14 protein-coding genes are annotated in these 12630 nt (G+C 37.2%); 12 read left to right on the top strand and 2 right to left on the bottom strand.

Annotation, left to right across the window (positions count from 1 at the left end):
• Window positions 1-108 precede the first annotated feature (108 nt).
• On the bottom strand, window positions 109-498 hold the full coding sequence (locus tag VIO64_RS06980; RefSeq protein ID WP_331916547.1) for a PH domain-containing protein: 390 nt from the start codon (window positions 496-498) through the stop codon (window positions 109-111).
• Window positions 499-1065: 567 nt separating this feature from the next.
• Between VIO64_RS06980 and VIO64_RS06985 the strand changes: the two genes are divergently transcribed.
• The 7 genes from VIO64_RS06985 to VIO64_RS07015 are packed head-to-tail and all read left to right on the top strand — an operon-like array spanning window position 1066 to window position 8234.
• On the top strand, window positions 1066-2019 hold the full coding sequence (locus tag VIO64_RS06985) for a MoxR family ATPase (RefSeq protein ID WP_349257546.1): 954 nt from the start codon (window positions 1066-1068) through the stop codon (window positions 2017-2019).
• Window positions 2020-2036: 17 nt separating this feature from the next.
• Window positions 2037-2861: a DUF58 domain-containing protein gene (locus tag VIO64_RS06990; protein WP_331916551.1), complete on the top strand. Its 825-nt coding sequence runs from the start codon at window positions 2037-2039 to the stop codon at window positions 2859-2861.
• Window positions 2858-3652 (top strand): hypothetical protein, encoded by a 795-nt coding sequence (locus VIO64_RS06995; protein WP_331916552.1) that lies wholly within the window; start codon window positions 2858-2860, stop codon window positions 3650-3652. Before VIO64_RS06990 ends, VIO64_RS06995 begins: the two co-directional genes overlap by 4 nt.
• Entirely contained in the window at window positions 3649-4617 is a 969-nt protein-coding gene (locus tag VIO64_RS07000; protein WP_331916553.1) for a VWA domain-containing protein, read from the top strand. Before VIO64_RS06995 ends, VIO64_RS07000 begins: the two co-directional genes overlap by 4 nt.
• A 44-nt stretch (window positions 4618-4661) precedes the next feature.
• Window positions 4662-5645, top strand: a complete 984-nt coding sequence (locus VIO64_RS07005) for a vWA domain-containing protein (protein WP_331916555.1) — start codon at window positions 4662-4664, stop codon at window positions 5643-5645.
• On the top strand, window positions 5642-6562 hold the full coding sequence (locus VIO64_RS07010; protein ID WP_331916557.1) for a tetratricopeptide repeat protein: 921 nt from the start codon (window positions 5642-5644) through the stop codon (window positions 6560-6562). The genes VIO64_RS07005 and VIO64_RS07010 overlap by 4 nt, the downstream gene beginning before the upstream one ends.
• Window positions 6552-8234, top strand: a complete 1683-nt coding sequence (locus VIO64_RS07015) for a BatD family protein (RefSeq protein WP_331916559.1) — start codon at window positions 6552-6554, stop codon at window positions 8232-8234. Before VIO64_RS07010 ends, VIO64_RS07015 begins: the two co-directional genes overlap by 11 nt.
• Window positions 8235-8272: 38 nt before the next feature.
• Here the strand turns inward: VIO64_RS07015 and VIO64_RS07020 are convergent, their stop codons facing one another.
• Window positions 8273-9274, bottom strand: a complete 1002-nt coding sequence (locus VIO64_RS07020; RefSeq protein ID WP_331916561.1) for a thermonuclease family protein — start codon at window positions 9272-9274, stop codon at window positions 8273-8275.
• Between the two features lie 246 nt (window positions 9275-9520).
• On the opposite strand from VIO64_RS07020, the gene VIO64_RS07025 reads away from it, so the two are divergent.
• The 5 genes from VIO64_RS07025 (at window position 9521) to VIO64_RS07045 (ending at window position 12497) form a co-directional block, all read left to right on the top strand.
• Window positions 9521-10021, top strand: coding sequence for a CBO0543 family protein (locus tag VIO64_RS07025; RefSeq protein ID WP_331916563.1), 501 nt, complete (start codon window positions 9521-9523; stop codon window positions 10019-10021).
• Between the two features lie 4 nt (window positions 10022-10025).
• Window positions 10026-10505, top strand: coding sequence for a CBO0543 family protein (locus VIO64_RS07030; protein WP_331916565.1), 480 nt, complete (start codon window positions 10026-10028; stop codon window positions 10503-10505).
• Between the two features lie 88 nt (window positions 10506-10593).
• Window positions 10594-11667, top strand: a complete 1074-nt coding sequence (locus VIO64_RS07035; RefSeq protein WP_331916567.1) for an AI-2E family transporter — start codon at window positions 10594-10596, stop codon at window positions 11665-11667.
• Complete coding sequence (locus VIO64_RS07040; RefSeq protein ID WP_331916569.1) at window positions 11654-12055, top strand: hypothetical protein; 402 nt, start codon at window positions 11654-11656, stop codon at window positions 12053-12055. The genes VIO64_RS07035 and VIO64_RS07040 overlap by 14 nt, the downstream gene beginning before the upstream one ends.
• Window positions 12056-12179: 124 nt before the next feature.
• Window positions 12180-12497, top strand: a complete 318-nt coding sequence (locus tag VIO64_RS07045; protein ID WP_331916571.1) for a hypothetical protein — start codon at window positions 12180-12182, stop codon at window positions 12495-12497.
• Window positions 12498-12630 lie beyond the last annotated feature (133 nt).

A 12630-nucleotide genomic window follows, 5' to 3' on the forward strand; every position in this document is an offset into this window, starting at 1 on the left:
AACCTTGATGGTAGTCTTGAGAATCCTAGACATTAAAAAAAGACTCTCGAGAGTCTTTTTAATAATCTATCGCCTTAACAATAGTGGCTTTTCACCTTTTTGAACAGACTATGATATATCTCCTGGTGCTTCTATACTGTCATACCCTCTTACTCCATGGATCTTCCTTTGTTCCATTACCTTGTCGGAGAGCAATTGCTTAACCTCTCTTGGTTTCTTGATACTTAAAAGCAGCAGCTCCTTATTGGTTGCGTCTGAGGTTGTGAGTTCCACTGTTCCGACTCTAAATATTCTTTGTCCCAAGCTTAGTTTCACTTTGAAATCAAGGATTCGAAACAGCATAACTTCTTCTTCAACTACATTTAGAAATCCCTTGGATAATACCAGTCTATCCTCATACAATCTATATCTTGTAAAGGACAAAGGCAGCCCGAATATAGTTCTCTTTCTGTCCTTCCAAAGGATTTCCTGTTCAGGTAACTCCAAATTTCTGTTCATATTGTTCAATCTCCTCCCGTTAGAATGCCGCTAAGACCCAAAAATACTAATAAAAACATTCTAATAAAGAAAGTACTTTTAGTCAATGGGGCCCATGGAATTGGATATCATTGCGGGATACCACAAAAATTATTGCGGTATCCCGCAATATCGTCTTATAAATTTTACGGAAAATACAGTCAAGATTTCGGTGATAAATTCTATTGTTCGTAGTATAATATGGGTATAAAGAAGTGGGACATAGGGGAAAGAAGTACAGATATTATTACAAGATATAAAAAACCAATTATTTAAAATCACCTTACCAAATATGGCAGGGTGATTTTCCTATATGTAAGGAATTTCTTACGACAACGATCAAGGTTGCAAAATCATTTCACGATTCTGTTTTTTTGCAGCAAATAAAATTTACAGTTTGTTCATAATTGATTCAAAATACCGATTTAAAATTTAATATGTATAATGTAATATATAAATCGTGAAAAAGACATTTATCACAAAACATATACTAAATGGTTATAAACAAAAAGACTAACTGGGAGGTTGAATGCAGTGGAGAGTGGGCAGATGGGAAGTACAAGCTATGTTGAGGAAGGAAAGCTTATTGCTGCTTTAAAAGCAGAAATAAATAAAGTTATTATTGGACAGGAATATATGGTGGACAGAATACTGATTGGTCTTTTATCAGGCGGACATATATTGCTGGAGGGAATTCCTGGATTGGCCAAGTCATTGACTGCAAGTACAATAGCAAAGACTATTGGAGTAGACTTTAAAAGGATTCAATTTACACCTGACCTACTCCCGGCAGATATCCTTGGCACCGAGATATATAATCAGAAAACCGGTGAGTTTATAATTAAAAAGGGACCCATTTTCTGCAATCTGCTGCTTGCAGATGAAATAAACAGAGCACCTGCCAAAGTACAATCAGCCTTGCTTGAGGCAATGCAGGAAAAACAGGTGACAATAGGAGAGATTACATACCAATTGGATAAGCCCTTTCTTGTTATAGCAACCCAAAATCCTCTTGAACAGCAAGGTACTTATCCGCTACCTGAAGCACAGCAGGATAGGTTTATGCTGAAGCTGAAAATAAACTATCCTGATAAAAAGGAAGAACGCAGTATTATAGATCGATTTTCAAACGATCAGTCCAGTGAGCCTCAGGTAAACGAGATTTTATCCAAGATAAATATTTTTGAATTGCGTAAGGTTATTGACAACATATATGTGGACGAGAATATTAAAAACTATGTACTGGATATTATATTTAAAACCAGAGAAAAGTCTGTATATATTTCTTGCGGGGCCTCTCCTCGTGCATCAATAAACCTTATAAAAGCGGCAAAGTGCAGAGCATTTATGGAAGACCGCAGCTTTGTCGTACCTGATGATGTCAAAGCTATGGTTTATGACGTATTAAGGCACAGGATTTTGCTATCATACGAGGCTGAGGCAGAAAATATAACAGCTGAGGGCATAATAGCACAAATCTTAGAACAGGTTAATTTGCCTTAGAAGAGAAGGGGTTAAGTATGATATCTGCAGATATGGTGAAGAAGATAAGGCGGATTGAGATAAAGTCAAACAAATTGGTTGAGGAAATCTTCTCTGGTGAATATCGTTCTGGGTTCCGTGGTAAAGGAATTGAGTTTGAGGATATAAGGGAGTATTACCCCGGCGACGATATAAGAAGTATTGACTGGAATGTTACGGCACGCCATAATAAGGCCTATGTCAAGCAATTCAGTGAGGAAAGAGAATTAAACATATTTCTTTTGATTGACATGTCACGATCCAACTCCTTCGGCAAAAAGAAGGATCTCATAGCTGAGATAGGAGCTACACTGGCCTTTTCAGCAAGCAGGAACAATGACAAGGTAGGCGTGATATTTTTTACCGAAAAGGTAGAGAAGTTTATTCCTTCAAAAAATGGCAGAAAGCATGTTTTATCGATAATAGAAAACATACTGAATTTTGAACCTCAACATACCGGTACAGACCTTACTGAGGCTCTCCAGTATTTTAACCGCATTGAAAAGAAACGATGTGTTGTTTTTTTGATATCTGATTTTCTTGATGATGATGATTTCAGGAAAGATTTGAAAATTACATCAAACCGCCACGACTTAGTGCTGATACGTGTAGTGGACAGGGCGGAGGAGCTTATACCGGCAGGAGCAATATTTACATTTGAGGATCTTGAATCGGGAGAAACCATTGTGATGGACAACATGAGAAATGTCTACAGACCGAACAGCAGTCTTAACCTGCCCAAAAAAAACCACATAAACATTTATACCGATGAAGACTACGTAAAGCCTCTGAAACAGTTTTTCAGAAGAAGGAGTCACAGATGAAAAAGGGAAGAATAATACTTTCTCTTCTTGTTATTTGTATATTTGCTGCCGGGTTATCGGGGATTGCACAGGCTGAAAAGAGAAGCATTTTTATTGGTGATGTCATAGAGCTGAAGGTCACATCGCAAAACATTACCATTGAAGAACTCCGAGATAAATTTAAAGATTTTGAAATAATTGATATTAAAGAAAATGATGACAGCTTCCTATTGGCTCTTCGCTCCTTTGAACCTGGTGAAAAAACTGTACGGATTGGGAATAGGGAGGTTAAAATCAATGTTAAATCAACTCTCAAGGAATTGAAAAGAGAGGGTATTTACGAAGGAGATACACTGCCTGTGGCGGCAGGGAGTTCTATAGGGTGGAAATATGTTCTTTTTGCATTTATTGGAATAACGCTGGTGACTGGAGGATTTAATCTGTGGTGGCTTTTAAAACGCAGAAAAAAATCCCGAATGGATCCGTATGGGCTCTTTAAAATGCAGGCTAAGGGCGTATCCTTAGATGACAGAGATTATCTAGTACAGCTTACAAAAAGCTTTAAAGAGTATATCGAAACAGTTTATTCATGCACAATCAGGGGAAAGACAACTTCCGAGTTAATTAAAGAACTAAGCTCAATACCTGATTTGCAACCTGTGCTGCCGGCTATACAAAATTGGCTTTCGGAAGGCGATTGCTTTAAATATATGGGTGTTTCTGCCAAGCAGGAGAAAAAGCAGGAGCTTTTGGATTGGCTTTTGGAATTGGTTAGAAAAATTGATTATGCAAAAGAGGTAAAATCATCATGATACGGTTTGCTAACTGGTATTTTTTACTTATAGTACCTTTGATTGCTTATTTGCTTTTAATGAAGAGAAATAAATCGTTTTTGAAGTTTTCCAGCATAAAGCTCCTTGAAAGTGCTGGAATGCAGAAAACTGTGAAACATAAAATCGGTAAGTACATAATTCTTGCAGGCCTTACAATACTGGTAATTGCATTGGCAAGGCCACAATTGCCTCAAAAGGACAGCCCTGTATCACAAAAGGGGGTAGATATTACCATGGCCCTCGATGTTTCAGGAACAATGCAGTCAGTTGATTTTGAGCCCAGCAGGCTGGAGGTCGCAAGAAAAACCATAGAGGATTTTATTAAAGGAAGAAATGAGGATAGGCTGTCCTTAGTCATATTTGCAGGGGCGGCTTATACCAGAGTACCATTAACCTTGGACCATAATATTTTAAGAGAATCCCTGGCGGGAGTTACCAGCAAATCGGTTAATCAAGACGGGACGGCTATCGGGATGGCCATATCAGTTGGGTTGAACAGATTAAAAAAGAGTGATTCTACTTCCAAAATAATGATTCTTGTGACTGATGGCGATAACAATGCAGGAGAAATAGACCCCAATACCGCAAGTGATCTTGCAAAAGAGTTGGGTGTGAAAATATATACAATCGGTGTGGGAACCGATAGGACCGTTATTCCTGTTGAGTATTTCGGGGAAACCAGATACCAGCAAGTGGAAGGTGGACTTAATGAAGAGCTTCTGAAAAATGTTGCACAGGCTACAGGAGGCCAATATTACCGTGCCAAGGATCCACAGGCCTTAGCCCAAATATTTTCTACCATAGACAAACTGGAAAAGAGTAAATTCCAGCAGGATAATTTTATGCAGTATCACGAACTGGCCTTTATTTTGATTGGAATCGGCCTTTTGCTTTTACTTGTGGGAATCTTCTTTGACAAATATTATTTTGTCCAGATTCCTTAAGATATCGAAGTCTTTATACATATTTACAAAGGGGAGGTTTGCATTTGATTAATTTTAAATACCCTTTTAATATAATATTCGCCCTCGTTCCGGTATTCGGCCTTACTCTATTGATACTGGCTTATCATAAGAAAGAAAGAATACTGAATTTAATGAAAATAAATTTCGTCATACCGCTCAAGGTCTTAAGGGGTGTGCTTATAACCCTTGGATTGTGCTTAATTGTCTTGTCACTTATGGGGCCACAAAGGTTTATGGGCTATACCGAGGTAAGCAGAAAGGGTATGGACATTTATGTTTTGGTTGACACCTCGAAAAGTATGCTTGTTGAAGATATCCAGCCAAACAGGATAAGTAGGGCAAAGAAGATTATTGAGGGAATAATCGACAAGCTTCAAGGGGACCGCATCGGCTTTATTCCATTTTCACAGGATGCGTATGTCCAGATGCCATTAACTGACGATTATCAGCTGGCACGTATGTTCCTTGATGTAATTGATACCGATATGATCGCAGGAGGGGGGACAAACATAGCTTCCGCAATCAAGTTGGCTGACAGCTCATTTAAAAGGGTTACAAGTGCCGACAGAGTAATAATTGTAATTAGTGACGGTGAAGAACTGGACTATAACAGTCAGGAAGTTGTCAAGAGCATAAATGACAAGAATCTGAAATTATTTACAATTGGTATCGGCTCGGAAAAAGGTGGACTAATTCCTGTTTATGATGAAAAGGGAACACAGAGGACAGGCTACAAAAAGGATAACACAGGAAACTTTGTAACATCACGCTTAAATACCGATATACTGAAAAAGTTAGCTGAATCAGGAAATGGTAAATACTATCAGGCATCACTTTCAGGTGGGGAGATACAAAGTCTTTTGGGTGATATGAGGGGGTTAAGAAGGGATACTTCAAAGATAGACAAAATAAAGAGATATAATCACCTTTACCAATACTTTTTAGGTATGGGAATATTGCTTTTTACAGCAGCTTACCTATTACCTGAGAGGAGGAGAACAGCATGAGGAAGATAATGATTCCGATGTTTCTTGTTTCAGGATTATCGACAATGGTTATATTGATAATGCTTTTTACAGGGTTAATTGATTTCAATAATGGTCATATTAAAGCCCTTGTAGATGGAAACCGTTTTTTTATTGTCAAAAAATATGACAAGGCATTGGAAACATATAAGGTAGGGCTATCTAAAAAGCCTGGGGATATTGATTTAAATCAAAATTCAGGGTTGGCAGCATACCAGTTGAGTAATTATGAAGAGTCTTTAAAGTACTATGTTAAATCCCCCGATAGAGTTGAAAAATACATTAAATCAGGCAATGCCAACCTGAAGATGGGAGATAAGGGCAGTGAACCCGGTGCAAAGTTGAAATTCTATCAGCAGGCATTGCAGATTTATAAGCAGGGGATTGTAAAATTTCCTCAAAATGTTGATTTAAAGTATAACTATGAATATTGTAAAAAGAAAATAGATGAGCTACAGGATAAAAATGATCAACAAGACAACCAGCAAAACCAACAGAACGAGCAAAATAAACAAGACCAACAGAGCCAACAGGATCAGCAAGGCGAGGAGAATCAGCAAGACAAGGAGAATCAACAGGACAAGCAAAATCAACAGGACAAGCAAAATCAACAAGATAAGCAAGACAAGAAGAATCAACAGGACAAGCAAAATCAACAAGATAAGCAAGACAAGGAGAATCAGCAGGACAAGCAAAATCAACAGGATAAGCAAGGCCAGAAGGATCAGCAAAATCAGCAGGGCCAACGCAATAAGCCTGATAAGGGAGATAAAGAGGACAAAGAAGCCGTTATTCAGGCACAAAAGGTTCTTGAAATGTTAGAACAACAGGAAGAAGAAAGCCTGAAAAACAACCAAGAAGTTAAAAATAGCGGTAAGGAGGCGGAACATGACTGGTAAAAAAATTAATTTTATATTATTCATAATAATTGCAGCCATCTTTTCTATGCAAGTAAGTGTTCAGGCGAAGGAGCCTCAGTTTCGTCTCGATATCAACAGCATAAAACTTGCCAGGGGTGAAAGTACCAATTTGGTTTTGTCACTTATAGATGCTCGGAATGCGGAAGTAGCCGGCATAGACGGGCTGCAAAATTTTGATGTGTTATCACAAAACACCTCAATGTCAACACAAGTGATTAATGGAGATGCAAGCATTCAGAATAACTATAATTATGTTATAATGCCTAAAAAAACGGGGCAATTCACTCTGTGCGGAAATGTAAAGTATGAGGGAAAGATACATCAGACCAATGTATTGCAGATTGAAGTGGTAGAAGGAAATAATTCGCAGAATGGTGAGGCAAAGGACTTTTTTATTAAGACCATTCTTTCGGATAACGAAGCTTATTTTGGACAGAAGGTTGTTCTTACATATGAGTTTTACTCACGCTATTCCATTGAGGATTTCAAGTTTTTAGATAAAACTGACATTAATGGATTTATAAAAAAAGAGGTTTCCAGGGATAAAATTAACGCTGAATTTGTTTATGTTGATGGTAAGAAGTATGTTAAATATGAAGCAAAGCAAATGTATCTGTCGCCGACAAAGGCCGGTACATTTACAATACCGTCATTTAAGTTTCAGGCAGATGTAAGTACAGGTGATTTTTTTAACTCGTCACAGCCCTATTATCTCCAAACTGAATCAAAAGAATTAAAGGTTAAACAGCTGCCGATAAATAATCAACCGGCTGATTTTTCCGGCATAGTAGGAAATTTAAGTATTGATGCTAAATACAGCAAGCAGGAGATTGATTTAAAGGACTCACTGGCCCTAAATGTGACACTGACTGGGGATTGCAGCCTTGACGGGGTGAAAAAGATAATAAAAGATACCATACCGGGATTTTCAGTTTATGAAACTGAGAAGGATACTGAAGAAGGAATAGAAAACAACCGGTACAAGGTTAAAAAGGAGTTTGAAATAATATTGGTTCCTGAAAAGAATGGGGACATTAAAATTGAGCCTGTTTATATATCCTATTTTAGTCCGAAGTCAGGCAGTTATGAAAAGGCAGAAATCCCCGGCACAACTATAAAGGTAAAGGGGGATATGCCTGGGAGCCAAGTTCAGACTCAGGGACAGCCAGGCATAAGCAGTGGAACATCTTTGGTGCCTGTTGAGACCATTAAGATTGATCAGGTTAGTTATGAGCCTCAGAATGACGGTTATCTAACATTTAAATTTAAAAAGGATTATCTGCTTATTACTCTATTTTTGCTTATTATATTGGCTGCTCTGGCATTCGCACTTTATTGGATGGTTATACACCAAAAGAAAAAGGATAAAAACCTTTTTAATTTATATAAACAGTTAAACAGCACTGATGATCAAAATGAGATTTACAACATATTCAATAATATGATTAAACATCGTTTCAGTCTGAGCGTGAAGGCAAGTTCTAGAAGTTTGATCATGACCAGGCTCTCTGGATACGAGTTGGTAAATCCGGTGCTTGAGGTTATGGACCTTATGGAAAATAAAAAGCAGCCAACCCCTGAAGACAGAGTGTATATTAAAGGCAAAATAAAGGAAATATATAAAAAGCTTGCGAATACTAAGAGGGCGTGACCATCCTGGTCTTGCCCTTTAGTTATAAACAGGAAAATTTATCTTTTGGAACGCCTGTAACCAGCAGCTTGAGCTTGGGCTTCCGTGTCAAAGTACTCCTCTGCAATTGTTTTATCATAAAATGCCCCACCAGGTACGTGGTATATTTTTTCGCCGCTTGAGCTTATATTACCTTTAATCTTGCCATTTGGTTGGCCTGGAGCAGTGGGTTTTACTGCTGTGGGTTTGACTGCTGTGGGTTTGACTGTAGGAGAATTAGTCTGTGAGGGCTTTAAAGTGGACTGTGGCACAGGAGTTTTATTTGTGCCATTAAGTGACCAAAGGCCTACATTGGCTTCTCTGGCCTCCTTGGCAAATTTAGTGAAATACTCTGAATACTTCACATCGGGAGGATAGGTAGAAGCCTGAGCATACCCTTTCAGGACCAGGATAGCATTAAACATTTTTGAACGTATATTTGTCTCAGTGATTTCCACGGGATTTTCCAGCCACACAATTCTTAAAAGCCGCCCGTATTTGTCTCTTTCACTTACATCCTTTTCAATGTATACGGTCTTACCTGCAAGCGACTTTTTTGTAAAGTTAGAGGCTTCGCTCCCATAGGGTTCATGTCGTGTCGTACTTTCCGGGGTATTTACTCCTATTAACCTGATCTTTTCTGTGCTGCCATTTAAGAAACTTGCTTCAATTGTATCGCCATCCACAGCTCTGATTACCTGAACAGCTGCAAAACCTGTTTTAGCAGTGTTTGTATCTGTTGGCAGCGGTGTGGGAGTATTGCCTTGATTTGCGGGGAGAGTTTTTATGGGTTCATTTCTAGTATTGTCTCGGCTTGATATATTATTTTGGGTGTTCTTATTGTCTGAAGGAATCACCACAAATAGAAATACAGCAGAAAACACAAACGTAAGTATAAATCGTGCAGGCGTGTTGTATCTCTTGTTCTTCCACAATAAAATCAGCCCAACAGGAGCAAACAATATAAGCATAACCCACATAAACCACGGCTTGTTGTAAAACCTGACCTTATCATTATTCATCTAAACGTAACACCTCGTAGAAAAATTTAAACTGCTCAAAAGTATTATAACATAATGTTGACAGTACTATTCTTTATTCTATGGCCTTTGGTTCTATAGCTTTAAACAGGTTGCTGATGTCAAAGGGAGGTTTTTATGTCAAAGAGAGGTTTATTACAATTCATGCACTAATATTTGTCTTTATAACACTTTCTGCATAACTATGATTAAATTAGAACATAATAATAATTAGCATATTATAAGGATGTGTTAGTCATTTCAATAGAGCGTTTTATACTGATAGCAGCTAGTGGGGGAGTCGTAATATCAATATTTTATATCCCCAAAAGTAAACGCAGACAGGCATTGGTTTCATTTATAGCATTTCAAGCAACCACGTGGGCTGTGGCAAATATTCTTGTTCAGACAGGGGCAGTTGCTTTCCCTGCTAGAGAGTTTCAAACAGCAACACGAGTTGGATTTAGTCAAAACTTTTTTGTCTTTCCAATGGTTTTTACCTGGTTCGTTCTTTTGTATCCAAGTAAATTGCATTTTATATATCGCTTATTACATTGTGTGGTATTCATTTCCATTATAGTATGCATTGTATATTTCTTCAGTATATATACAGATCTAGAGGAGTTTATGAAAGGAACAAAAACCTCTCAATTGATTAGGCTATACAGAGATTTTACTCTTCAATTTATTTTATGCCACACCTACGTAAAATGGTTTTTTAAGAAGTCAGCGAATCTACTGGGAGTGTGATAATTTGTTTTTTTCCGAACGTGTACTGCTAGGCATTGTGTGGGGTAGTTGCTTTATTTCCATTTGGTTTATCCCTAAAGAAAAGAGAGCTGTTGCATCCTTTGTTTTCCTCATAACCCAGTCCTTGACGTGGATTGCAGGGCTCATTGTTGTGGAGTTCAATTGGATTGAGTACCCTGTCCGTGAGCTAGCTAAAGCAAGCTCAACAAGCTTTTCCTTTGAGTATTTTATACTTCCTTTACTGACAGTGTTTTTTGTACTGTATTATCCTGACAATAAGAAATTGATAAGAAAAATTATTCACTTTGCGACCTTTTCTTCAGCACTGACTTTAATAGAAGTCTTGGTTGAAAAATTTACTCTTCTTATTACATACCATTCATGGACATGGTATTGGACATGGCTCAGCGTTCCGGCATTATTTTATTTGGTAATGTGCATTTATAGATGGTTCTTCAAAATCAAGGGAATTTTTAGTATATAAATATTGTATCATAATAAAAGCAGGTATTGATTATTTAATGCTTTTCAGATATATTGATAGTAATTATTGCCTAAAGGAGAGTATATCTATGTGGATAAAGAATAACTTCTTTAAATATTCAATAGGAATAATAATACTTCTTGTTATAGTTTTTCTGCTGGGACAGATAGATTTTTTTATCGCACCTTTTAAAAAATTTATAGCAATTGTGTTTTTTCCTTTGTTGTTTGCCTTGATGCTGTATTATATATTCAGACCGGTGATAAGGCTTTTGAGTAAGAAAAAGATACCTAAAACACCGTCGATACTCATTGTATTTTTTGTGTTTTTACTGATTTTTTCATTAGTTGGAATTTATGCAGGATCTCTTATAGTTAAAGAGTCCCAGCAGCTTGCGGATGATATGCCTCAGATTCTTGAGAAGGCTAGGATAAAGGCTGATGAGCTTATAAAAAATAAAAATATTGCAGCATTGTTCTCGGGGAAAATAAACGAACAGCTAACTTCCTATGCAAAGAGTGTGTTTCCGGCTGTTAAGGACGGCCTTGTCAGTGCAGCCTCTGCTGTTGCAAGTGCCACTTCTGTGCTGGTGGTTGTGCCGTTTATACTTTTTTATCTTTTAAGAGATGACCGAAATTTTTATGCCAAAGTCATATCCTTTTTACCAGTAAAATATAAAAACCCTGTTGCAAAAATGCTAAAAGAGACCGACAAGACTCTATCAAACTACATAACAGGGCAGGCCCTTATTGCGTTGATTCTAGGGGTGCTGTCCTATATAGGCTACCTGATTGTGGGGTTAAAATATTCCTTTATTCTTGCTTTCCTGGTCATGATAACCTCTTTTATACCCATGCTTGGAGCTATCATAGGTGTGGTTCCTGCGTTTTTTGTGGGACTTTCGGTTAGCCCCTTCATGGCGTTGAAGGTTTTAATTGTCGCAATTGTTGTACAGCAGCTTGAAGGGAACTTTATTTCGCCTAACCTTATGGGCAAAAGGCTTGCAATACATCCTTTGACAATAATAATACTTTTCCTTGGAGCAGCGTCGCTATATGGGTTTATCGGTATGCTCATTGCAGTTCCTGCATACGCAGCATTTAAAGTAATTGCTGCAGGGGGTATGAAAATATTCAGAATATGGAAGAGTGGAAATATTTAATTGGAATGATGGCCAGAATTGCTATAAAAGCAATCATTTTATTACGTTTAAGAATATTCACTTTAATAAATTAAAACCTCGGGCAGCCGAGCCGGTAATACTTGTTAATGATGAAGGTGGAAAAACCTTTTGGAGAGAAGAAGATTATGAGATATCAGTAAAGGTAATGTTTCTAATACTTTTGAAGAAAAATTTTGATCATAGCTTTATAAATCAGTCTCCGATAAGTATTGATTTTTTTGACCAATGGTGGCGGCTGAAAAGGGCTGATACTCCAATACACAGCCGTGAGATTCTTGAAAATGTTCAAAGTTCTATACTTGAGCAAATACAGTTAACTGGTAAAGATTTACCTGATTCGTTTATAAGTAATTTAAAAAAGAGTTAAAAGCCTATACCCATTCAATATCATCAATATGAAAAGTATAAGCAATGGATTTATACTAGTATTTACACTTATAATTCTTTCCTGTAAAATTATTATGAAATTATAAGTTGGGGAGAATTTTATTATGTTGACATTGAATAAGATAGGGAAAAACATCATCGCAAGTATAATAATTTACTGTATATGTGGAATTATTTCTAATGTATATGCAGAATATGAATTGAAAACTTGGCTACCACAAATAAAGATGGGTAAATCGATAAATGTCTTACTAAAGTATAAAAATGATACTGCATCTTATCGGTTTAAGTGTATAAAATCAGGTATATATTACATTGATTTTTCTATGGAGTTATATGGAGATTCCATGGCTTATTCAGTAGGTATAACAGATGCGTACAATAACAAAGTATATCCAAGAATAGATAGGAATGAAGAGTAAGTCCCGAATTTCGTAGAAATTGAAGGTGGCAGTCCAGACGGTAGTTTGATAAACTATTGTTTGGGAAAACAAAAAATGAAAGGAGCTGCCACATATGAAATTATATCAGATCGGGTCAAAAAAGGGAAAGGAA

The organism is Pseudobacteroides sp. (genome assembly GCF_036567765.1).
Lineage (GTDB): Bacteria > Bacillota > Clostridia > Acetivibrionales > DSM-2933 > Pseudobacteroides.

Coding starts and splice junctions, on each gene's coding strand:
- VIO64_RS06980 (WP_331916547.1), bottom strand. CDS start 498: ATGAACAGAAATTTGGAGTTACCTGAACAGGAAATCCTTTGGAAGGAC.
- VIO64_RS06985 (WP_349257546.1), top strand. CDS start 1,066: ATGGGAAGTACAAGCTATGTTGAGGAAGGAAAGCTTATTGCTGCTTTA.
- VIO64_RS06990 (WP_331916551.1), top strand. CDS start 2,037: ATGATATCTGCAGATATGGTGAAGAAGATAAGGCGGATTGAGATAAAG.
- VIO64_RS06995 (WP_331916552.1), top strand. CDS start 2,858: ATGAAAAAGGGAAGAATAATACTTTCTCTTCTTGTTATTTGTATATTT.
- VIO64_RS07000 (WP_331916553.1), top strand. CDS start 3,649: ATGATACGGTTTGCTAACTGGTATTTTTTACTTATAGTACCTTTGATT.
- VIO64_RS07010 (WP_331916557.1), top strand. CDS start 5,642: ATGAGGAAGATAATGATTCCGATGTTTCTTGTTTCAGGATTATCGACA.
- VIO64_RS07015 (WP_331916559.1), top strand. CDS start 6,552: ATGACTGGTAAAAAAATTAATTTTATATTATTCATAATAATTGCAGCC.
- VIO64_RS07020 (WP_331916561.1), bottom strand. CDS start 9,274: ATGAATAATGATAAGGTCAGGTTTTACAACAAGCCGTGGTTTATGTGG.
- VIO64_RS07035 (WP_331916567.1), top strand. CDS start 10,594: ATGTGGATAAAGAATAACTTCTTTAAATATTCAATAGGAATAATAATA.
- VIO64_RS07045 (WP_331916571.1), top strand. CDS start 12,180: ATGTTGACATTGAATAAGATAGGGAAAAACATCATCGCAAGTATAATA.